At 71.2% G+C, this 20936-nt stretch carries 18 protein-coding genes; 4 read left to right on the forward strand and 14 right to left on the reverse strand.

Annotated elements, in window-relative coordinates; all coding sequences use genetic code 11:
• The 3 genes from J3P44_RS05550 to J3P44_RS05560 all read right to left on the reverse strand — a co-directional run bounded on the left by J3P44_RS05550 (position 1) and on the right by J3P44_RS05560 (position 2903).
• Positions 1-828, reverse strand: a complete 828-nt coding sequence (locus J3P44_RS05550) for a UbiA family prenyltransferase (protein WP_255889258.1) — start codon at positions 826-828, stop codon at positions 1-3.
• Between the two features lie 120 nt (positions 829-948).
• Positions 949-2292 (reverse strand): DUF2254 domain-containing protein, encoded by a 1344-nt coding sequence (locus J3P44_RS05555; protein WP_255889259.1) that lies wholly within the window; start codon positions 2290-2292, stop codon positions 949-951.
• Positions 2289-2903, reverse strand: a complete 615-nt coding sequence (locus tag J3P44_RS05560) for a hypothetical protein (protein ID WP_255889260.1) — start codon at positions 2901-2903, stop codon at positions 2289-2291. The genes J3P44_RS05555 and J3P44_RS05560 overlap by 4 nt, the downstream gene beginning before the upstream one ends.
• A 431-nt stretch (positions 2904-3334) precedes the next feature.
• On the opposite strand from J3P44_RS05560, the gene J3P44_RS05565 reads away from it, so the two are divergent.
• Both J3P44_RS05565 and J3P44_RS05570 read left to right on the forward strand, forming a co-directional pair.
• Positions 3335-3586 carry an iron-sulfur cluster assembly accessory protein gene (locus tag J3P44_RS05565; RefSeq protein WP_255889261.1) on the forward strand — a complete coding sequence of 84 codons (252 nt, stop codon included), beginning with the start codon at positions 3335-3337 and terminating at the stop codon, positions 3584-3586.
• A gap of 221 nt (positions 3587-3807) precedes the next feature.
• The gene (locus tag J3P44_RS05570; RefSeq protein WP_255889262.1) at positions 3808-5418 is read left to right on the forward strand and encodes an amidohydrolase; all 1611 of its coding nucleotides are present in this window, start codon (positions 3808-3810) and stop codon (positions 5416-5418) included.
• Here the strand turns inward: J3P44_RS05570 and J3P44_RS05575 are convergent.
• Positions 5406-7565 (reverse strand): acyltransferase family protein, encoded by a 2160-nt coding sequence (locus tag J3P44_RS05575; RefSeq protein WP_255889263.1) that lies wholly within the window; start codon positions 7563-7565, stop codon positions 5406-5408. The genes J3P44_RS05570 and J3P44_RS05575 overlap by 13 nt on opposite strands.
• A gap of 108 nt (positions 7566-7673) precedes the next feature.
• Complete coding sequence (locus J3P44_RS05580) at positions 7674-9239, reverse strand: peptide chain release factor 3 (RefSeq protein ID WP_255889264.1); 1566 nt, start codon at positions 9237-9239, stop codon at positions 7674-7676.
• Between the two features lie 169 nt (positions 9240-9408).
• On the opposite strand from J3P44_RS05580, the gene J3P44_RS05585 reads away from it, so the two are divergent.
• Together J3P44_RS05585 and J3P44_RS05590 are read left to right on the forward strand one after the other, a co-directional pair.
• Positions 9409-9900 (forward strand): hypothetical protein, encoded by a 492-nt coding sequence (locus J3P44_RS05585; protein ID WP_255889265.1) that lies wholly within the window; start codon positions 9409-9411, stop codon positions 9898-9900.
• Positions 9901-9911: 11 nt separating this feature from the next.
• The gene (locus J3P44_RS05590) at positions 9912-10481 is read left to right on the forward strand and encodes a DUF2231 domain-containing protein (protein WP_255889266.1); all 570 of its coding nucleotides are present in this window, start codon (positions 9912-9914) and stop codon (positions 10479-10481) included.
• A 10-nt stretch (positions 10482-10491) separates the two neighbouring features.
• Here J3P44_RS05590 and J3P44_RS05595 read toward each other — a convergent pair whose 3' ends face one another.
• The 9 genes from J3P44_RS05595 to J3P44_RS05635 form a co-directional block, all read right to left on the reverse strand.
• Positions 10492-11709 (reverse strand): endonuclease/exonuclease/phosphatase family protein, encoded by a 1218-nt coding sequence (locus tag J3P44_RS05595; RefSeq protein WP_255889267.1) that lies wholly within the window; start codon positions 11707-11709, stop codon positions 10492-10494.
• 166 nt (positions 11710-11875) lie between these two features.
• Positions 11876-14167 (reverse strand): PQQ-dependent sugar dehydrogenase, encoded by a 2292-nt coding sequence (locus tag J3P44_RS05600; RefSeq protein WP_255889268.1) that lies wholly within the window; start codon positions 14165-14167, stop codon positions 11876-11878.
• Positions 14168-14274: 107 nt separating this feature from the next.
• Positions 14275-14961, reverse strand: a complete 687-nt coding sequence (locus J3P44_RS05605; RefSeq protein ID WP_255889269.1) for a hypothetical protein — start codon at positions 14959-14961, stop codon at positions 14275-14277.
• Between the two features lie 86 nt (positions 14962-15047).
• Positions 15048-15959 carry a sugar phosphate isomerase/epimerase family protein gene (locus J3P44_RS05610; protein WP_255889270.1) on the reverse strand — a complete coding sequence of 304 codons (912 nt, stop codon included), beginning with the start codon at positions 15957-15959 and terminating at the stop codon, positions 15048-15050.
• On the reverse strand, positions 15956-17146 hold the full coding sequence (locus tag J3P44_RS05615; RefSeq protein ID WP_255889271.1) for a dihydrodipicolinate synthase family protein: 1191 nt from the start codon (positions 17144-17146) through the stop codon (positions 15956-15958). The genes J3P44_RS05610 and J3P44_RS05615 overlap by 4 nt, the downstream gene beginning before the upstream one ends.
• Entirely contained in the window at positions 17143-18282 is a 1140-nt protein-coding gene (locus tag J3P44_RS05620) for a Gfo/Idh/MocA family protein (protein WP_308212220.1), read from the reverse strand. The genes J3P44_RS05615 and J3P44_RS05620 overlap by 4 nt, the downstream gene beginning before the upstream one ends.
• A 25-nt stretch (positions 18283-18307) precedes the next feature.
• Positions 18308-19072 carry an ABC transporter ATP-binding protein gene (locus J3P44_RS05625; protein WP_255889272.1) on the reverse strand — a complete coding sequence of 255 codons (765 nt, stop codon included), beginning with the start codon at positions 19070-19072 and terminating at the stop codon, positions 18308-18310.
• On the reverse strand, positions 19062-19829 hold the full coding sequence (locus J3P44_RS05630; RefSeq protein WP_255889273.1) for an ABC transporter ATP-binding protein: 768 nt from the start codon (positions 19827-19829) through the stop codon (positions 19062-19064). The genes J3P44_RS05625 and J3P44_RS05630 overlap by 11 nt, the downstream gene beginning before the upstream one ends.
• Positions 19826-20908: a branched-chain amino acid ABC transporter permease gene (locus J3P44_RS05635; protein ID WP_255889274.1), complete on the reverse strand. Its 1083-nt coding sequence runs from the start codon at positions 20906-20908 to the stop codon at positions 19826-19828. The genes J3P44_RS05630 and J3P44_RS05635 overlap by 4 nt, the downstream gene beginning before the upstream one ends.
• Between the last annotated feature and the right edge of the window lie 28 nt (positions 20909-20936).

Raw genomic sequence — 20936 nt, forward strand, 5'->3', positions numbered from 1 at the left:
TCACCGGGCCGCCACCAGCAGGACGGCGTCGACGAGGGCGATGCCCACGGCTGCGGCGAACGGGCGCCGTCCGGCGCCGGTGACCACGACGACGGCCAGCGCGACCACCACGACCCCCGCGACGGCGGCCACGACCGCGCCGGGAGCAGCGCCGAGGAGGACCACGGCGGTGGCGGACACGAGGACGGCCGCGGCGACGGGCGCGATGCGACGGCGTCCGAGCGCGTGGGGGAGTCCGTGCACGCCGGTGGCGGCGTCGTCCTCGAGGTCGGGCAGCACGTTGAGGAGGTGGGCGCCGACCCCGAGCAGAGCGGCCCCGACCGGCCACCACCAGGGCGGTGCCTGGCCGTCGGCCAGTGTGACGAAGGCGGTCAGGCCACCGAACGCCGCGGCGTACGGCAGCCACGACCAGGGCGTCGACTTCAGCCCCAGGTTGTAGGCCCAGGCGGCGGCGACGCAGCCGAGGTGGACGACGCCCGCCACGGCGCCGCAGGCGAGCGACAGGACGAGGCAGGCCGCCACGGCGACCGCGCAGCAGGCGCGCACCACGGAGGCGGACACCTCGCCGCTGGCGAGAGGCTTGTCGGTGCGCCCGGCACGCCGGTCGCGATCGAGGTCCAGCAGGTCGTTGCTCCACCCCACCGAGAGCTGGCCGGCCAGGACCGCGGCCACGACGAGCGCTCCGCGTCCGGGGCCGAGGCCCTGGGCCGCCGCCAGCAGGCCGGACAGGACGGTGACGGCCAGCGCGGGGCCGATGTGTGCCGTGCCGACGAGCCCCCTCAGTGCCGGCCCCGCGACCGCGCGGCCGTGCGACAGGTCCGAGCTCATGTGACCTCCTCGCCGGGGCCGCGGGAGGGCCTCTTCTGCGCGACAGTACCCACTTCGCCAACGGGCCAGTCCGTCAGCGACGACATCCGGGAGTCGGCCACCAGGACGAGCCCTCCTTGGTCAGCTCCCTCCGCGCAGCACCTCTGTGACGGCGGTTGCTCGACGACGTAGCTCCTCGCGATGGGACTCATCGAGGTCACCCTGCTCGATGACCTGGTGCGACCGGTTCAGCTGGTGCTCCACACCGATCTGCTGACCCTGCCCGGCGCCGGCCCAGGCCACCGCCTCGAGAAGGTCGAGCAGTGCCGCCATGACCAGGGGATCGTCGGCCCCGTAGATGCGTGGTTGGGTCACGGCAAGGTCCAGCAGCTCACGGAAGCTCCACTGGCGCAGGACAACCCGGACCCGGCCGACGTCATCACGAACCGTCGCGGCTCCCAGGTCCCGCCGGAGCAGATCGCAGAGCAGCGCGGCGGAGTGATTGAGCGCGTGCACGGCAGTTGTGGGGTCGTTGATGCCGGGTGAGAGCGCCTTCACCGCGACGTCCGTCAGCTGGCGAAGGCCGAAGGCGACATCCTGCTGGGCGGTTCGCTCGTACCCGATCTCCACGGCTCGTCCGAGTCGTTCCTGCAGCCCTTCCACGTCCTCCTCCGACAGGACGTCCCCCGAGACCGACCAGGCACGGGCAACGGGCGTGTGGGCGACGACCGCGTCCCCCACGCGCCTGTCCACCACCACCACGGCGTCCACGGCGCGAGCTGCCTCCCAGAGCGCTTCCCCCCGCACGGCGACGACAAATCCCGAGGACGGCGCGAGCAGGGGCCGCATCGCGTCACCCTCTGGCCCTTGCGGGAGCGCGACCGAGGTCTCCCGCTCGCCGAGCACCCGCTCGATGCAGTGGTCGGCGTCCTTGTGGACGTTGCGCATGACGGTCTCGACGCGGATCTCGCGCGCCAGGTGCGCCAAGAAGAGCACGAGGCCGAGAACGGAGGCCAACGTGAACGCGAAGGCCACGGTCACGGACAGCTGGGGCACGAACCCGGCGCCACTGCCCTCTGGAGTCCGCACGGTGCGTAGCACGGTGAGGGCGTAGACGAACGACCCCAGGAACAGTGCGAGCGTCCGCTGGACGAAGCGGTCACGTGTGAAGGTCCGCAGCAACCTGGGGGAGTACTGGCTGCTGGCCAGCTGCAGCGTCACGACCGTGAGGGAGAAGGTGAGGGACGTCACGGTGATCAACGACGTGGCGATGGCGCTGAGCAAGATCTGGGCCGCTTCGGCCCCGCCGCCGAAGAGGGTGGCCGAGACCGACGCGGGGAGGTCGCCCCCCATGGCCGCGTCCAGTCGGGGCAGAGCGACGCCGAGGGAGACCGCCAGGACCAGTGCAGCGACCGGCAGCGGCCAGAGACTGGTCCGCGTCTCCTCGAGGAATCCTCGCCACCGGCGCGGCGGATGTGGACTCATGGAGCTGACTCCTTGGGACGGTCGCTTCGTTGCAGGAAGAAGGCACCCACCGCCCCGGCGAGGGTGGCGAAGACCGCCACCGAGTACACCCCCAACACCACCTCGGAGACCCGCGCGACCGCACCTTCGGCAGCGAGGGGCTCCCCGGTCACGGTGGCCAGTGCAGCGCCATGCAACGCCCGCGTGTAGTCGGTGAACGTCCCCGTGACGAAGAGGAACTGGCTCGACCCCACGACGACGACCGTGGTGGTCACGGCAAGCCACGAGACCCTCCCGCTCAGGAGACGGCCCGCTGACCGGGAGCCTCGCACCGTGGCTGACACGACGCCACCGATGCGTGCGGTGCGCAGCAGCCGCATCGCACGCGTGAATCGCAAGAAGGGGAGGACCAGGAAGAGGAGCTGCCACCAGTTGCGCCGCCAGAATCGGCGCTGGTCACGAGCGACGTACGCCCGTAGCGCGAACTCGGCGACGAACGTGCCCCACAGCACCCATCCGGCCACGCTGAACGCCTGTGACCATCCGGGGGTCGTGACGACGAGCTGTCCGGTCAGGACCAGCACGAACAGCAGACCGAGCACCCCCATGGGCCGGTCGAGGCGACGAGCCACCAGCTCCGCCTGGGACTCTCCCCTCGGAAGTGGGCGAACGGACAACGGTGGCTTCACAGGCTCCTCTTTGCCGAGTCGCTCGGACCCGAACTGTGCTCGGACTGTTGTTCATGCTGCTGCTCCTGGATGCTCTTGGCCGCGGCGTGTCTCGGCCGCCCGACGCGACGTGGTGTAGCGGATCCTGCGGGCGCGGCCCTCGGGTGACCCTGGTTCCCCGTCATGCCGTCACCATGCACGGACCGGATGACGGTCGATCCACGCGCCACTTTGCAGTTGTGTGACAGGCATCGGACGAGGTGCGACCAGTGCAGGTGAGGGTCTTGCCCCGGCGCGGACGCCGGTGTCTGGTGGAACAGAACCAGCAACACGGGGCAACCGCAGACCAAGGAGGCGAGCCCACCATGCTCTCGATCACTTGTCAGGCCCGCTCCGTGATTCGACGCGTCACGGCGCATCCGCTGCTCGCGCCGACCTCGGGGCTTCGCGTGTTCCGTCCCGGGCAGCCCGGGCCGATGCAGGTCCGAGCGGTGAAGCGGCCAAGCCCTGGGGACGACGTCGTGGAGCACGACGGAGGCCGGCTGTACCTCGACCCCGATCCTGCCCACCACGTGGCGGGACACGAGCTGGACGCCGAGTCCGACCAGCACGGCCGTGTGCAGTTCATCCTGCGGGATCCCTCATGAAGACCGCGGGCCTTGACCTGGAGCAGGCCGCACGCCGGGCAGTGATCCTCTCTCGCGGACAGGCCGCCGCCATCCGCGCGCAACGCCGACGCCGGGTCCTCCAGCGTCTGCGGCGGACCTGCTGAACCGCGGCCAGGTGCAACGCCCCGTCCGGGGTTTGGTCGCGTCCTGTCGCGGTGCAGAATCGACTCCGTCATCCACGACGTCGAGGGGCGACAGCAGTGAGCGTCACCGTCTTCCAGAACGCGACCGTCTTCGACGGCGTCGCCTACCGCGGGCAGGTCGGTGACGTCGTCGTGGACCGCGGCCGGATCATCGGCATCGGCGCGGACACGACGCCGGTCGGGGCGCGCGTCGTCGACGTCGCCGGTGGGCTCCTGCTGCCCGGCTTCACGGATGCCCACGTCCACCCCGTCCAGGGCGGGCTCGAGCGCCTCGGCTGCGACCTCAGCGGACTCGAGGCCGACCGGGGTGCCTACCTCGAGCACATCCGCGACTACGCGGACGCGCATCGCGACCTGGACTGGATCCAGGGCGGGGGATGGGCGATGGCGGCGTTCCCCGGCGGCCTGCCGACCGCACGCGAGCTGGACGAGGTCGTGCCCGACCGTCCCGTGGCACTCGCCAACCGCGACCACCACGGCCTGTGGGTCAACTCGGTTGCCCTGCTGGCGGCCGGTGTCTCCGCGCGCACCCCCGACCCGGCGGACGGTCACGTCGAGCGCGATGCCGACGGGCAGCCGTCGGGTGTCCTCCACGAGGGCGCGATGCAGCTCCTCGCCGACGTGCTCCCGCCCGCGGACGACGCCGAGCTGTACGCCGCCCTCCTCGAGGGCCAGCGCTACCTCCACTCGCTGGGCGTCACCAGCTGGCAGGACGCCATCGTCGGCTCCTACTCGGGCATGCGGGACGCCGGCCCGACGTACGCCAGGGCTGCCGCCGCCGGCGACCTCACGGGGAGGGTGGTCGGTGCCCTGTGGTGGGACCGGGAACGGGGCACCGAGCAGGTCGCGGAGCTCCTCGCCAAGCGCGAGGCGTACACGCACGGCAGGTTCGCGGCCACAGCCGTCAAGATCATGCAGGACGGCATCGCGGAGAACGGGACCGCCGCTCTCGTCGAGCCCTACCTCGACCGGTGCGGCCACGCGACGGGCAACTCCGGGCTGTCCTTCGTCGAGCCGGGACGCCTGCGCCAGTACGTCGGTGAGCTCGACGGCCTCGGGTTCCAGGTCCACTTCCACGGACTGGGGGACAGGAGCGTGCGGGAGGCCCTGGACGCGCTCGAGGGCACCGACCCGGCACACCGGCACCACATCGCGCACCTCCAGCTCGTGCACCCCGACGACCTCGCCCGCTTTCGGGACGTGGGGGTCGCCGCCAACATCCAGGCGCTCTGGGCCTGCAACGACGACCAGATGACCGAGCTGACGATCCCGTTCCTCGGAGCCGAGCGCGGGGGTCGGCAGTACCCCTTCGGCGACCTGTACGCCGCCGGTGCCCGGCTCGTCGCCGGGAGCGACTGGCCGGTCAGCACCCCCGATCCGCTCGCCGCCATCCACACGGCCGTCCACCGCACCTCCTACGGCGAGCCGGCCCCCGCCGGCACGGAGCCCTTCCTGCCGGACCAGGCACTCGGGATCGAGACCGCGTTCGCCGCCTACACGAGTGGATCGGCGTGGGTGAACCACCGCGACGACGCCGGCACCATCAGTCCCGGCGCCGTGGCGGACCTGGTGGTCCTGGACCGCGACCCGTTCCAGGACCCGCAGGAGATCGGCGCTGCGCGGGTGCGGTCGACCTGGATCGACGGGGAGTGCGTCTACGAGGCCTGACGCAGCTCGCGGAGGGCTTGCCGGTAGAGCGTCTCGAAGTCGCCGGCCAGGGCGGCCGACCACATGGGGGACACGTGCGAGTAGTCCCAGAACGTCATTGTCCGGTCGACCACGAGGGGACACCGGCCGCGCACGCAGAGCAGCTCGAGTACGTCGGCGAAGCCGGCCCCTCCGTCGAGGGCGACCCGTCGGGTGAGGGCATTCGCCGCCTCCAGCCCTGCGTGAGGAGCTCCGACGCAATCGTCGAGGCGGGAGCCGGGGGCGGTCAGGCAGTCGACCGGGTCGAAGGCGAGGTCGGGGGTGTCGGCCACGACCACGACGCGCGCGCCCAGCCCCTTGAGTCGGCGCAGGGTGCTGTCGACCCCGCGTGCCCAGGTCGTGTCCAGGGCCAGTCCCGGAGCAGGACGCAGGCGCGGCGACATCGCCTCGGAGGCGATCACGACGAGCTCCGGGCGCTCGCGCTCGATGTAGGCGTGCGCCCACTCCCGGAACTGCGTGCACTGCCAGAAGTCCGCTCCTCCGCCGTCCACCACCGGTACGTCGAACGGCGGGCATCCGAGCTTGATGAGAGGCAGGACCCGGATCCCGCTGCGCTCGGCCAGACGGTCGAGCGCAGGGAGCCACTGCCCGGCCTGGGAGTCACCGAGGACCACCATCGTCCTGCGGGCGCGGTCGGCGCCCAGGGGACACACGGCGGTGGAGGCCTCGGGAGGGTCTGCCCGACACTCCTCTCCGAGCAGGCTGCCCTTCGTGGGGTCGGCCAGGTTGACCAGCGGGAACGGCACAGGCTCGGCCGAGCTCGCCGCCCGCAGGGCACCGGTCATGCGCTCGGCCAGGGTCGGGCGGGGAGGTCCTTGGTCCGGCTTGCCGTGGTGACGCTCCGCCGCCGCGGGGGCCGCCAGTTCCGGGATGGGGATCCCGTTTCCGGCGAGGCGGGCCTCGAGCTGGGTGGTGGCCCATTGCTCGGACTGGTCGACCGTGATCAGGACGAGGCCCAGCGCGACGGGCCAGAGGACCAGAGCGCGGCGGACTGAGCGGAACAGACCGCCGCGGCGGAACGGGTTCTCCACGAGGTGGAAGGTGAGGAAGGACGCCACGAGCGTGAGGAGGACCAGCACCACCGTCCCGGTGCGGCCCTCGGGCACGGCGGGGTGCAGGGGGCCGAGCACCAGGAACGGCCAGTGCCACAGGTAGAGGGAGTAGGACAGGTCACCCAGCCGGACCAGGGGCCAAGTGCCGAGGCCCCGGTTGACGATCGTCGAGCCGCCGGCTCCGGCGACCACGACGGCCGCGGTGCCGAGCACGGGGAGCAGCGCGCGCCAGCCGGGGAACAGCGAGCCCGCGTCGTACGCGATCGCCGAGACGCCGATCGCCGCGACCCCGGCTGAGGAGAGCCACGTCCGTGCCCTGGGTCCCAGCGCACCGAGGCGCGGGCGCTGCACCGCGAGCAGGGCGCCGATCGCCAGCTCCCACGCCCGCCCGGGGGACGAGTAGTAGGCGGGGCCGGGCGCCGTGCTCGTGGTCCACACCGACCAGGCCAGCGACGCCACGACCACGACGAGCAGGAGCCCGCTCATGACCGTCCTGGCGCCACGCGGACGACTCCTCCGGAGGACGAGGACCACGATCGCGAGCAGGGCCGGCCACACCAGGTAGAACTGCTCCTCCACGGCCAGCGACCAGTAGTGCTGGAAGGGCGAGGGGGCACGGCCCTGGGCGAAGTAGTCGGTGCCGAGCTCGGCGAAGTGGAAGTTGGCGGCGAAGAGGGCCGACCAGGTCGCGTCGTCCCGCAGCCGCTGGACCTGCGACACCGAGGCGACCTGAGCGGCGTACGCCATCGTCGCGACGAGGACGAGGGTGGCGGCCGGCAGGATGCGCCGGGCGCGCCGGGCGTAGAAGTCGCCAATCCGCACGCCACCCCGGGACTCGACCTCGCGCAGGAGCAGGAGAGTGATCAGGTAGCCGGAGAGCACGAAGAAGACGTCCACTCCGACGAACCCGCCGGTGAGCCAGGAAACGCCCGCGTGGTCGGCGATGACGAGCAGCACCGCGACGGCGCGGAGGCCCTGGATGTCGAGCATGTGCTCAGGCGCGGCGTGGGGTGTGGTGCCCACCACCCTGGGGGTGCGATCGATCGTCGTGTGCATGCACCGATCGTTCGGCAGCCGACCTGCGGGCGTCATGGGCCCGGAGTCCCGGGTCGCCGGGAGGAAACGCCCTACGCCGGGACGAGGAAGGGTGGATGAACCGCCCGGTCAGCTCCCGCCGGCGGGCAGCGCCTCGAGCATGACGTCGGGGTTGTCCCGCGCGGTGACCATCGCGCGCCACTGGTCGACGAACAGCGCCAGGTGGGTGCCGTCGCTGCGTTCGAGGACTTCGACTCCCCGGATCCCTGCGAGCGCGGCAGCGCCCGCGGCGTCGGTCCGGCGGGCGACCTGGTAGTCGAGCCGGGAGAAGCGGATGGGGGAGTTGAACTCGTTGGTCATCCGGTCCTCGACCACCTCGAACTGCATCGGGCCGACGGCTGCCAGGACCGGGTTCTGGTCGCCGCGGAGGTCGGAGCGCAGCACCTGCACCACGCCCTCCTGGTCGAGCTGCTCGATGCCGCGCCGGAACTGCTTGTAGCGGCCGATGTCGCCGGCGCTGGCGGTCACGAAGTGCTCGGGCGCGAAGCTCGGGACGGGCGGGTACTCGATGGGGTCGCCGACGTAGACGGTCTCGCCGACCCGCAGGGCCTGGGCGTTGACGAAGCCGATGATGTCGCCGGGCGCTGCCGTCTCGACCGACGTCGTCTCCCGGCCGAAGACCGACTGGGCGAACTTCGTCGCGAAGGGGCGTCCGGTGGTGGCGTGGGTGACGACCATGCCCCGCTCGAACGTCCCGGACACGACGCGCGCGTAGGCGAGGCGGTCGCGGTGGGCGTTGTTCATCCCCGACTGCACCTTGAAGACGAAGGCGCTGAAGTCGTCGTCGACGCGGCGCACCGCCCCGTCGACACCAACGGTCGGGCTGGGATCGGGGGCGATGTCGAGCAGCAGGTCGAGCAGCTGGGCGACGCCGAAGTTCTGCAGCGCCGAGGCGAACATGACCGGGGTGGTCTCCCCGGCGAGGAAGCGGTCCTGGTCGTGGTCGGCCTCGTCGAGGGTGAGCAGCTCGTGCTCCTCGACCGCGGCTGCCCACAGGTCGGCGTCGGACTCCTCGACCTCGGCGGGCGCCATCCGTCGCTCCGGGGCGCGGGTGGCACCACCGGCGGTGCGGGTGTACTTCACGAACTCGCCCGTCCGGCGGTCCAGGACGCCGCGGAAGTCGCCGGCCTCACCGACCGGCCAGGTGAGCGGAGTCGGCCGGAGCTTGATCTTCTCCTGGATGAGGTCCATCAGCTCGAGGGCCGACAACCCGGGACGGTCCCACTTGTTGATCACCGTCATCACCGGGATGCCGCGCAGCGCGCAGACCTTGAACAGCTTGAGGGTCTGCGGCTCGAGCCCCTTGCCCGCATCGACCAGCATCACCGCGGAGTCGACCGCCGAGAGGACGCGATAGGTGTCCTCGGAGAAGTCGCTGTGGCCCGGGGTGTCGACCAGGTTGATCACGTGGTCGCGGTAGACGAACTGCAGGGCGGCCGACGTGATCGAGATGCCGCGTGCCTTCTCCATCGCCATCCAGTCCGAGACCGTGGCGCGCCGGTCGCCCTTGCCGTGGACGGCGCCGGCCTCGGTGATCACGCGCGCGTGCAGGGCCAGCGCCTCGGTCAGGGTGGACTTGCCCGCGTCGGGGTGGCTGATGACGGCGAAGGTACGGCGGGGGCGGGTGTCGGGCACCGCCCGAATCTACCGGTCGGAGTGTCCTACCACCGCTTCGTGGGCAACCCTTGCCGGGAGCGTCCCCGCGCAGCACGATGGAGGTCGGCAGGTCGCTTCGGGAACGGGGTAGGTCATGGTCGCAATGTCGCGGCGCACGCGTGCAGTGTCTGTGCGGACGACGCTGGGCATGACCCTGGGCATGGTCGTGGCCACAGTCTCCGGCCCGGCGGTGGCGGACACGCGGGCGGTCGACGACCCCGTGGGCGACTCGACCTTCGTGGACATCTCCCGCGTACGCGTGGTGCACCGCGATGCCGTGACGGTGCGGGTCCGGTCGGCCGTCCCCCTGGCAGCCGGACAGCGGTACTCCTTCTGGATCGACGCCGGGCGCGGCCCGGGCCCGAACTATCACGTCGCCTTCTACGCCAACTCGGACTTCGACGACGCGCTGGGACTGGTGCGTTCCTTCAGCGACCGCCCCTCGCGCAACGTGCCGTGCCCGGGCCTGCGAGCCCGCGCCGACATCTTCGCCGACCAGCCGGTGTCCATCCGTGTCCCGCGTCGCTGCCTGGGCGACCCCGGGACAGTCAGGGTCGCCGTCCGGTTCAAGGACGAGACCACGGGCACCGTGGACTGGGCGCCGGGTCGCCGGACGTTCGGCCCCTGGGTCAGACGGTAGGGAGGGACGACATGGAGCCCAACGTCCTCGTGCGAGGGGTCCGACGCCTCGAGGAGACCACGGCCCTGGACCGCGCGGTCCGAACGCTGGAGCCCCGTGTCGCCTCACTCTTCGGGTCGGGCATCCGCGGCTCGGTCCTGCGGGGTGACTGGCTCGGTCATGCACTGCATCCGCAGCTCACCGACGTGGTCATCGGCACCTGGACCTCGGCGACTGTCCTGGACCTCTTCGGAGGGCGCGGTTCGGCTCCCGCAGCCCAGCGACTCGTCGCCACCGGTCTGCTCGCGGTGGGACCGACGGCCTGGGCCGGGTGGGCCGAGTGGTCGGCGGCTGGGCCGCGTGAGCAGCGTGTCGGACTCGTCCACGCTGCCACCAACGCGGTCGCGATCGGCACGTACGCGGCGTCCTACGTGGCGCGTCGACAGGGTCGGCACCGGGCAGGCGTGTCCCTGGCGTTGGTGGGCTCGGCGGTCTCCGGGGTCGGCGCGTACCTCGGCGGACACCTGGCCGCGGCGCGCAAGGTCGGCACCCGCCATCCCGCCTTCGAGCACGAGGGAGACGTGCGGCCCGCTCTGCGGTGACGGGCTGGCCTCAGCTGCGGGCGCCGGAGATCGTCAGCACGACGCCGGCGTGGTCGGAGGGCCACAGACCGGTGGCAGGATCCTTGGCCGCCGGCTCGTCGCCGGTGACCTCTCCCGCGACCACGTCGAGGTGCTGACCGGGTCCGGGCCTGGCGAAGACCATGTCGATGCGGTGGGTCCAGCTGCCCGGCGCCGGTTCGTCGACCCGCTCGTTGAGCCCGGACGTCCACCCCTGGTTGGCGGGGAGCCACTCCAGCCACATGTCGGTGAAACCACCTGCCCCGGTGATGAGCCGGTAGGGCGCCGAGTGCGGCACGGGTATGGGGTCGGTCGGCTTGGTGGTGTTGTTCAACGGGTCGGAGTTGCAGTCGCACGCGATCACGGTGGTGCGGTCCGCAGCCGTCGTCTCGGCCAGCAGCTCCTGGGTCTGTCCGAGTGCCGCGAGCGAGCTGAAGGCCTCGAGGTGGGTGTTGACGAAGCGGAACGACGTGCCGGAGCCCTGGGCCACGTCGACCCAGCCGTATCCCCGGATGATGTTCAGGGTCGAGCCGCCGACGTTCACCGGCACCTTGGTGTCGTACTGGGCGCTGCCCTTGTCGAGCACCCGCAGGGTGCTGCTGGCGCGCAGCAGGATCACGTCGCGCATGGTGAGCCGGATGTCGCGACCCTGGCTGACCGTCCCGAGGGCCGGGTTGCCGAGGAAGGCGGGAGACTCGAGGTCCATCTCGTCTTGGACCACCACGGCCTTGTAGGGCACGCCTTCCTGGCGCAGGTCCTGCAGCAGGAGCTGGAGGTAGTCGTAGTCGACCTCCTGCGCGTTCGGCGTCCCCAGCGGCGTCGAGCCGAAGGGGGGCGGCAGCTCGAGGGGGCCGCTCCGCCACAGCGCGACCTCCTGGAGGCCGACGAGGTCGGGCCTCGTCCGAGCGATCTCGGCCGCGAGCAGCTCGCTGCGCCGCGGGAAGTTCGTCTGGTCCACGATGCTGCGGGTCTCGACGTTCGAGTTCCCGAGAGCCACCAGCGCGTCCAGGCCCGTCTTGCCGGCCGTTGCCCTGATCGGGCGCTGGATGTCGACCCCCAGGTAGACGTTGCGGGTCATCACCGTCACGGTGGTGCGGGCATCATCCGGGCGTGCCTGTGCCGGCACGGTCCCCGCGGCCGCCACGGCGACGCTGATTCCGGCGGCGGCAACGGCCGCCCTCCCTGCCCACGACCGCAGCGGAAGCCTCATCGATGTCCCCTCCCAGAGGTATCAGTCCCTGCATCATGGGCGAGAGGCGTGGAGTTCGCCAGACCTGCGGACGAGACCGGCAGCCGGACTGGACCGACGGGTGCGGCCCGGGAGGCAGGACGTGGTGCCTGCCTCCCGGGCCGAGGTCCGGTGCTGACGGTGCCGACTACCGCAGCAGCCGGCGGTGCTGCCGGGCCACCTCGGCGGCCGAGGCCGCTTCGTCGAGGAACATCAGCCCGTCCATGCGGCAGTTGCACGGGTTGCGCTCGGTCCCGTTCTGCGGGAACGAGCCGCCGATCTTGATGCCGCGCGGGTTGGTCGGCGACGTACCAGTGCCGTCGACCTGCCACGGGTCACCGGCGTTGGTGTAGAAGCCGTCCACCGCCTCCCCGTTGCGGTAGAGGGCCATGGTGCCTGTCGTGTAGTCGAACGTCGCGGCCAGGTGCACCCACTCGCCGTCCGGGAGCAGCTCCTGCCACGGCGCCGAGGCCGCAAAGGTCTGCGACGACCCCGTGTCGAGCCGGCGACCGAGCGCGACCAGCTTGAGCTCACCGTTGACCTGGATCAGCTCCAGCAGGGCGCGCACGCCGTGCCCGTCGGAGTTGCCGGAGAGGACTCCGGCCAGGCCGATCGCGTTGTAGCCGGGCGTCGGGTTGGTGCCGTCCATCTTGAACCAGCCCATCACGGTGATGCCCTCGGCGCCGGCGAAGCGCGACAGCGAGGCCATTCCGTCGGCATCGCTCTCGTAGATCCCCGCCTTCCAGGCCTGGCCCGTGGGCGACTCGGCGGCACTGTGCAGCTGCAGCGCGTTGAGGGAGCCGGGGTAGGCGCCGTCGTCCACGCGCATCTGCTCACCGCCGTTGACGAGCCGGATGAGGGTGCGGCTGGGCCCCTGGTCCACCTCGTAGGAGTCGTTGGCGGCGAAGGGGTGCTCGAAGTCGTACGCCGCCACCAGGGCGTCCTGCAGGGTCGGCTCGACGTCCTGGGGCACCGGCGCGCGCCTGGTGTCGACCACCTTCCAGATCGTCCCGGTGGCCTTGGCCAGGAGGTAGAGGCTGCGATCGGAGTCGGTGCCGAAGCGCAGGTCGACGCGGCCGTCGCCGACGAAGTCGGACATCCGCATCCGCGTGCCGGAGGTGTCGTAGAGCTGCATCTCCTGCACGGTGGCCTCGCGGTCGGAGTCGTCGCGCAGGTGCGCGGCGGTGGCGTAGTAGACCTCGCCCTTGACCAGGTCGCCGAAGACGTACTTGCCCTTGAGCCCGGGCAGGTCGCCGCGGTGCACGTGGCCACCCGAGATGGCGTGGCCCGAGTCGGCGTTGCAGCTCCAGTTGGCGGGTGTCTCGTGCGCGTACGACGCGACCGGGAAGTCGTAGCCCTTGGCGGCCTGCTCCTCGGTCATCGGGTCGAGGCGGCACTGCGTGTCGTTCTGGTAGTCCAGGCGCGACTCGACGTCGGGCCAGCCGAAGTCGTCGCCGCCGTCGACCTCGTAGACCGCCTCGATGGCGCGCTGGCCGATGTGGCCGAGGAACATCTCGTGCTTGCCTTCGGCATCCCAGCTGAAGCGGTGCGGGTCGCGCATGCCGATCGCCCAGATCTCGCCGAGCGCACCGGGCTCGCCGACCCAGGGGTTGGTGTCCGGGATCCCGTACGCGCCGTTGGGCGAGTCGGTGCCGGCCGGGTCGATCCGCAGGATCTTGCCCGACGGGTCGGACAGCCGCTGCGGGATGTCGTTCTCGACGCCGTAGCCGCCATCGCCGACGGCGAGGTAGAGCAGGCCGTAGTCGTCGTCGCCGGGCTCGGCGGTCGGGTTGAAGTCGATCTGCTGGATGGCGTGGATCTGGCCGGCGAAGCGGTAGCGGAAGAGCTCGCGGCTGCTGCCGGAGAACGTGTCAGCCGTCGGGTCGTCGGCCGTCCACTCGGTGACGACGCTCTGGACGCCGCTCGAGCGGAGCGGCTGGCCCGGATAGGTCTGCTCTCCGGGAGCCGTCGGGTTCTCGGTGTGCGTGGTGTAGAACTTCCCGTTCTCGGCGAACTCGGGGTGGAAGGCCACGAACCCGAAGCCGGAGCCGAGGCCGCGCCATGCGAGGAACTCAGGGAACTGCGCCTTCACGTCGAGGTAGACCGACGGCTGACGGTCCTCGAGGAGGTAGAGGTTGCCGTTGAGGTCGGGGACGTAGAGACGGCCCGAGTCGTCAGGCAGCTCGCCGATGTGGTTGATGCGGTTGTGCCGGGTGCCGATGCGGACGTCGGTCCACGGCCCGTTGGGGGTCGAGGCGGGCAGCTGGGCGTACTCCTCGAGCACGAGGCCGAGGGTGGAGGGTGAGGGGTCGGGCGGGATCGGCGGAGCCCCGGGCCCGGACCCGGCGTCCTCGGCAGAGGCCGAGGTCAGTGACGGGGTGAGGGTCGCTGCGAGCACGGAGGCCGTGACCGCGGAGACCCACCAGGATGCTTTTCGCATGGTGCGTCCCTACTGTGGTGGGTGGTTGGTGACACAACTGCTGACACGGCCCTGGCCGGTCGTGGCAGCCCTCGCTGGTCCCCGGGCAGACCGGGGACCAGCGGGGATCATGAGGTGGCGGGTGCAGGGCTGGGGGTCCCGACGACATGCACGTGGCGGGTCCGCCCGAAGTTGTCGAAGGAGCCGAAGCCGACGCGTCCGCCGGTGAACGTGGTGTCGGTCGCGGTCATGAGCGGCTCGCTCGCGCCGTCGACGTACACCTCGATCTCCCCGGTGGTGGCGGTGTAGTCGACGCGTACGTCGTGCCACTCGGCGTCGGTCACGGCCGGCGGGGCGCCGACCGTGCCGGTCCACTGGTCGTCGATGCGACGGCGGTCGGCGTTGTCGACGACGAAGATCCCGTTGTGGGGATAGATCGTGTTGTCCTGGGAGAAGTGCGCGTAGTAGAAGCGCTTCGGCCCCTGGTAGTTCCAGATGATGATCACGTCGCGGTTGCTGACCTGCACGGACTCGTCGAGCCGCACCTCCGCCTGGACGCTGACGTCGGTGAGCTCGGGGCCCTTGGTCACCACGGCGTACTCGAACGGGCGGCGTACGCCGTCGTTGGGGTTGGTGCCGGGCCTGGTCAGGACGAGCTGGTTGCCGTCGTAGTCCCAGAGGCTGTCCGTCAGCGGGTCCCAGTGCTCGGGGGTGGCGGGTGCCACGACGTGCACCTGCTCCGGCCCCGCCTCCAGCACGGCGTCCGTGGCGGCTCCGGTCGGGGCCGCGGGCCAGACGGCCAACGCTCCGACCACGAGTGCGATCGTCCTCCGTCTGTGCAACATCTGCTCACGTCCTTTCCGAGTTGGGGTGCGAGTGCTTCCACCGGCGGTGCCGAAGGTCAGAGGTGCGGCTCCACGAGCTCGACGTAGCGGCGCGCCGAGGTGGCGAGGACGGCATGCCCGTCGGCGGCCCACACCTCGGCGTTGAAGATCTCGACCTCGACGTCGCCGCGGTAGCCGGCAGCGGCGACACAGGCGGTGAGGTGGGGGAAGTCGATGTGACCGTCGCCCATCATCCCGCGGGAGAGCAGGGTGTCGGCGGGGAGCGGAGTGATCCACTCGCACACCTGGTAGCTCGCGATCCGGTCTCCCGCGCGAGCGATCTGTTCCTCGATCCCCGGCTCCCACCAGACGTGGAAGGTGTCGACCACGACGCCGACCGCCTCGACCGGCAACGGCTCTGCCAGGTCGAGAGCCTGGGCGAGCGTGGACACGACGCCGCGGTCGGCGGCGAAGATCGGGTGCATCGGCTCGATCGCCAGGCGGACCCCGACGTCGAGGGCGTGGGGGACCAGTGCCTCGATCGCGGCCGCGGCCCGGGCGCGCGCACGCACCAGGTCGCGGTCGCCGGCGGGCAGCCCACCGGGCACCAGCACCAGGCAGGGGGCGCCGAGCTCGGCCGCCTCGTCGAGGGCGCGCATGTTGTCGTCGTGCCTCATGCGCTGCTCGGCCGGATCAGCGGTGGTGAAGAAGCCGCCTCGGCAGACCGAGGAGACCCGCAAGCCGGCGTCGCGCAACCACCCCGCCGCGCTGGTGACGCCCACCTCGGCCACCGGCTCGCGCCAGGCCCCGATCGACGGGATCCCGGCGGCCACGCAGCCGTCGATCGCCTCGCGCAGCGACCAGCCGTCGACGGTCTTCTGGTTGAGCGAGAGCCGCGCCAGGCGGGCGTCGCCCGGAGGGGGCGTGGCCGTGCGAGCCGGGACGCCGCTCGGGACGTCGAGGTCGAGTGCCTGCTCGGTGGCCGTCACCGGACGATCCCCGCTCCCTCGAGCCAGACCCCGAGGCGGTGCGCGGCCAGGTCGGGGTCGGGGAGGAGCTGCGCGTCGTTGGCGAGCTCGTAGAGCCGGCCGAGGTGGACGGCGCTGCGGGCCGACTGCAACCCCGAGACCATGGTGAAGCCGGGCTGGTGCCCGCCGAGCCACGACAGGAAGGCGATTCCGGTCTTGTAGTGCCAGGTCGGCGCCTCGAAGACGTGCCGCGACAGCGGCAGGGTCGGCGCCATCTCGGTGTCGTACGTCGCCAGGTCGCCCTCGTCGAGGGCGGCGAGCGCCGCCGCGGCGGCCGGCGCGATGGCGGCGAACGCTCCGAGCAGGGCGTCGGAGTGGTGCGTGCCGTCACCACGGATGAGCTCGGGATAGTTGAAGTCGTCGCCCGTGTAGAGCCGGACGCCCGCAGGCAGTGCCGCCCGCAGGCCGATCTCGTGGTCCGCGGAGAGCAGCGACACCTTCACCCCGTCGACCTTGTCGGCATGGGCGCGCACCAGGTCGAGGAACGTCGCGGTGGCCGCGTCGACGTCCGGGCTTCCCCAGTAGCCGCGCAGCTGCGGGTCGAAGGCCTCGCCGAGCCAGTGGAGGATCACCGGCTCGCGCACCTGGCTCAGCACCGCGTCGTAGACCCCGAGGTAGTCGTCCGGGGTGCGGGCGAGGGCGGCGAGCTGCCTCGACGCCATCACGATGACCTGTGAGCCGCACGACTCGACGTACGCGACCTGCTCGAGGTAGGCCTCCCGCACGTCGGCGAGCGTGGCCAGAGCGGTGGCGTGATCGGTGCCGGCGCCGGACGCGACGCGGGCGCCGTGGTCGCGGGCCTGCTCGGCGCTGCGCCGGACCAGCTCCTGCACCGCCGGCCAGTCCAGGCCCATGTTGCGCTGGGCGGTGTCCATCGCCTCGGCGACGCCGAAGCCGTAGGAGAAGAGGTGGGCCCGGAAGGCCAGCGTCGAGTCCCAGTCGACGACGGCGGGGGAGCCCGGGACGTTCTCGCCGCGCGGGTCCGCCACGACGTGTGCGGCCGCGAACGCGACCCGGCTGGTCGAGCCGCCCGGTCGGTGCTGCCACTCGCGCGGCTCGCGGATCTGCACGTCGCGCCACCCGCCGTCGGCAGTGGGGATCGCGACGGTGGTGCGGTGGCCGGACCGCGTGGTGGTGGTGGCAGTCACGGCATCTCGATTCGGCGACCCTCGGCGGACGACTGGAGGCCGGCGTCGACGAGCCGGAGGCCGCGCACGCCCGCAGCGAAGTCGTAGGGGTGCTGTCGTCCGTGGTGCACGTCCAGCAGGAACTCCTCCCACTGGGCGCGGAAGCCGTTGCCGAACTGCTGGTTGTCGGGGATCTCGTTCCACTGCGAGCGGAAGTCCTCGGTGGTGGGGAGGTCGGGGTTCCAGACCGGCATCGGCGTCGACTCGCGCGGCTGGATGCGGCAGTTGAACAGGCCGGCCACGGCAGATCCGTGGGTGCCGTCGACCTGGAACTCGACGAGCTCCTTGCGCTCCACGCGCACGGCCCAGCTGGAGTTGACCTGGGCGATGACGCCGCCGGCGAGCTCGAAGATGGCGTACGCCGCGTCGTCGGCCGTCGCGTCGTAGCGCTCGCCGTGCTCGTCCCAGCGCTCGGGGATGTGCGTGACGGCCTTGGCGGTCACGGCCTCGATGCGGCCGAAGAGGTTCTCCAGCACGTAGTTCCAGTGGCAGAACATGTCGAGGACCATGCCGCCGCCGTCCTCGGCGCGGTAGTTCCAGCTCGGTCGCTGGGCCGCGAGGTAGTCGCCCTCGAAGACCCAGTAGCCGAACTCCCCGCGCACCGAGAGGATCCGGCCGAAGAAGCCGCAGTCCACGAGCCGCTTGAGCTTCATCAGTCCCGGCAGGTAGAGCTTGTCGTGCACGACGCCGTTGATGATCCCGTGGCGCCTGGCGGCGTCGACGAGCTCGTTGCCCTCGTCGACGGACTCGGCGATCGGCTTCTCGGTGTAGACGTGCTTGCCGGCCGCGGCGGCCTTGAGGATCGCCTTCTTGCGCTCGCTCGTGACCTGCGCGTCGAAGTAGATCGTGGCCGGGTCCTCGGCCAGCGCGGTGTCGAGGTCGGTGGACCAGTCGGCGATGCCGTGCTCGGCAGCCAGCCGGGCGAGCTTGTCGGCGTTGCGGCCCACGAGCACCGGCTCCACCTGCAGACGGCTGCCGTCAGGCAGCGGGATCCCGCCGTCCTCACGGATCGCGAGGATGGAGCGCAGCAGGTGCTGGCGGTAGCCCATCCGGCCGGTGACGCCGTTCATGAGGATGCGGTAGGTCGTGTCGGACACAGTGGTCTCCTGGAGGTACGTCGAGTCAGTGGGTCGGGGTGGTCGCCGGACGGCCACCGAGGTAGAGCTCGGCCAGCTGGGGATCGCGCAGCAGCTCGTCGGCCGGTCCCTGGATGTGCACGCGGCCGAGGTCGAGGACGCAGCCGAGGTCGGCGGTCTCCAGCGCGCGGCGCGCGTTCTGCTCGACGAGCAGCACGGCGGTGCCGGCGTCGCGCATCCGCACCACCTGCTCGAAGACCGTGCCGGTGGCCTTGGGGTCGAGGCCCATCGACGGCTCGTCGAGGAGCACGACCTGGGGGCTGACCATCAGTGAGCGGGCGAACTCGACCTGCTTCTGCTGGCCACCCGACAGGGCACCGGCGAGGGCGTTCCACCTGTCCGCGACGACCGGGAAGAGCGACTTGACGAAGTCGACCCGGTCGGAGACGACCGACTTGTCCTTGACGGAGTAGGCGCCCAGCAGGACGTTCTCGGAGACCGTCATCTCCTTGAAGACGCTGTGTCCCTGCAGGACGTGCGAGAGGCCGGCCGTCAGCATCTGTTGCGGCGAGTTCTTGGTGACGTCCTTGCCGGCGACCCGGATCGTCCCCGAGCGCGGGGTCAGCATGCCGCTGGCGACCTTGAGGACGGTGGACTTGCCGGCGCCGTTGGGGCCGACCAGGCAGACGACGGTGGCCGGCGGCACCTGGACGGTCAGCCCGCGCAGCACGAGGGCCGCTCGGCCGTAGCCGGCCTGGATGTCGGTGAGCTCGAGCAGGAACTCGGTCGAGGGTGGGGTGTCAGATGCCAAGGTAGGCCTCCAGGACTCGGGGGTCGTTCTGCACGACCGACGGCGGGCCTTCGCAGATCTGGCGGCCACGGTCGAAGACGACGACGTGGTCCGACAGGCTCATGACGAGCTCCATGTTGTGCTCGACGATGAGGAACGTCTTGCCCTCGGCGTTGAGGTCGCGCACCAGGCTGGCGATGCGGTCGATGAGGGCGGGGTTCACGCCACCCGCCGGCTCGTCCAGCATGATCGTCTCCGGGTCGGCCATGAGCACTCCTGCGAGCTCCAGCAGCTTCTGCTGGCCGTAGGAGATGTCTCGGGCCTCGCTGTTCTCGAGGTGGTCGATGCCGACCCGGGCGAGGAGCTCGCGGGCCCGGTCGAGCTCGCCCGCGCTGCGCGACGGGGCCAGGACGTGGCGCAGGCTCGTGGACCGGACGGCGACGAGCATGTTCTCCATCACCGTCATCCGGGGAAAGATCCGGCAGAGCTGGAAGCTGCGGCCGATCCCCGCGCGGGCGATCCGGTGCGAGGCCTTTCCCGTGATGTCGTCGCCGAGGTAGGTCGCCCGACCGGAGTCGGGCTTGATCATCCCGGTCACGCAGTTGAAGAACGTGGTCTTGCCCGACCCGTTCGGACCGATCAGGGCGTTGACCTTGCCGTGGTGGAACTGGACGGAGGCGCCGTCGACGGCGGTGACGCCGCCGTACCTCTTGGTCAGGCCCTCGGTCGCGAGGCCGATGCGGGTGTCGGTCGCGGTGCTGCCCGCGGATTCGGTCATCGCTTCGCTCCTTCGGGGAGGCTGTCGGTCGGCTCGGCCTCGGTGGCGTCGAGGTCCTTGCCCTCGCTCGCCGCCGCTCTGCGTTGCTCGGCGAGCTCACCGGCACTGACCTCACGGATGGAGGCGGCCTGCGGGCTGAACCGGTTGATCAGCGACGAGAGCGCCGGGATGATGCCGTCCGGCATGAAGAGAACGACGATGCCGAGCAGCAGGCCCATGGCGACGAGGTGGAACTGGGTGTCGCCGTACTGGTTCTTGAAGAACTCGACGGCGTAGCCGACGATCACCGCGCCGAGAAGAGGGCCGAAGAGGCTGCGGATGCCGCCGAGCAGGCTCATCAGCACCATGTAGGAGCCGACCAGGATCGAGAACTGGAAGATCGGGTCGAGGAAGCCGAACCACAGGGCGTACATCCCTCCGCCGAGAGCGGTGAAGAACGCCGAGACGATGAACGCCACGAGCTTGTAGTTGAAGGTCGGCACCCCCAGCGACTGCGCCTTGTCCTCGTCCTCGCGAATGGCCTTGAGACCGGTGCCGAATCGGGAGCGGTCGATCGCCCACCAGGTGAGGAGTGCCACTGCGAGCAGGGCCACGTGGAGGTAGAAGAAGCGTTCGTGCTGCTCCGGGCGGAGCACCGACTCGTCGAAGGGACGGGGGACACGTAGCCCGTTGGAGCCGCCGGTGACCTCGCCCCACGACTGGAAGACCAGCAGCAGGATCAGCACCATCGCGATCGAGACGATCACGAACGACGCGCCGCGGACGCGGAGGCTGGCGATGCCGATCGGTACGGCGAGGGCCGCCACGAGCAGGCCGCCGAGGAGCATCGCCACCCACGGGTTGAGCGAGGTGTGGATCACCAGGAGGGCGGTGGCGTAGGCGCCGAGGCCGGAGTAGGCCGCGTGGCCGAGCGAGATGTAGCCGGTGAAGCCGCCGACGAAGTTCCACGACGTGGCGAGGACCGCGTAGCTCATGATCACCACGCCCACCGAGAGGATGAACGCGTCGGGCGCGAGGCTGGGGAAGGACAGGACGGCGGCGGCGAGCACCAGCAGGCCGATGCCCTTGGCGAGCAGCACCGCGCGACCTCTCGAGCCGGCGTCCGTG

It is taken from the genome of Nocardioides astragali, assembly GCF_024436375.1.
GTDB lineage: Bacteria > Actinomycetota > Actinomycetes > Propionibacteriales > Nocardioidaceae > Nocardioides > Nocardioides astragali.

Bases quoted from the DNA above. Each gene is read 5' to 3' on its own strand.
- J3P44_RS05575 (WP_255889263.1), bottom strand. From the start codon at position 7,565: ATGCACACGACGATCGATCGCACCCCCAGGGTGGTGGGCACCACACCC.
- J3P44_RS05600 (WP_255889268.1), bottom strand. From the start codon at position 14,167: ATGCGAAAAGCATCCTGGTGGGTCTCCGCGGTCACGGCCTCCGTGCTC.
- J3P44_RS05550 (WP_255889258.1), bottom strand. From the start codon at position 828: ATGAGCTCGGACCTGTCGCACGGCCGCGCGGTCGCGGGGCCGGCACTG.
- J3P44_RS05585 (WP_255889265.1), top strand. From the start codon at position 9,409: ATGACCCTGGGCATGGTCGTGGCCACAGTCTCCGGCCCGGCGGTGGCG.
- J3P44_RS05555 (WP_255889259.1), bottom strand. From the start codon at position 2,292: ATGAGTCCACATCCGCCGCGCCGGTGGCGAGGATTCCTCGAGGAGACG.
- J3P44_RS05630 (WP_255889273.1), bottom strand. From the start codon at position 19,829: ATGACCGAATCCGCGGGCAGCACCGCGACCGACACCCGCATCGGCCTC.
- J3P44_RS05590 (WP_255889266.1), top strand. From the start codon at position 9,912: ATGGAGCCCAACGTCCTCGTGCGAGGGGTCCGACGCCTCGAGGAGACC.
- J3P44_RS05595 (WP_255889267.1), bottom strand. From the start codon at position 11,709: ATGAGGCTTCCGCTGCGGTCGTGGGCAGGGAGGGCGGCCGTTGCCGCC.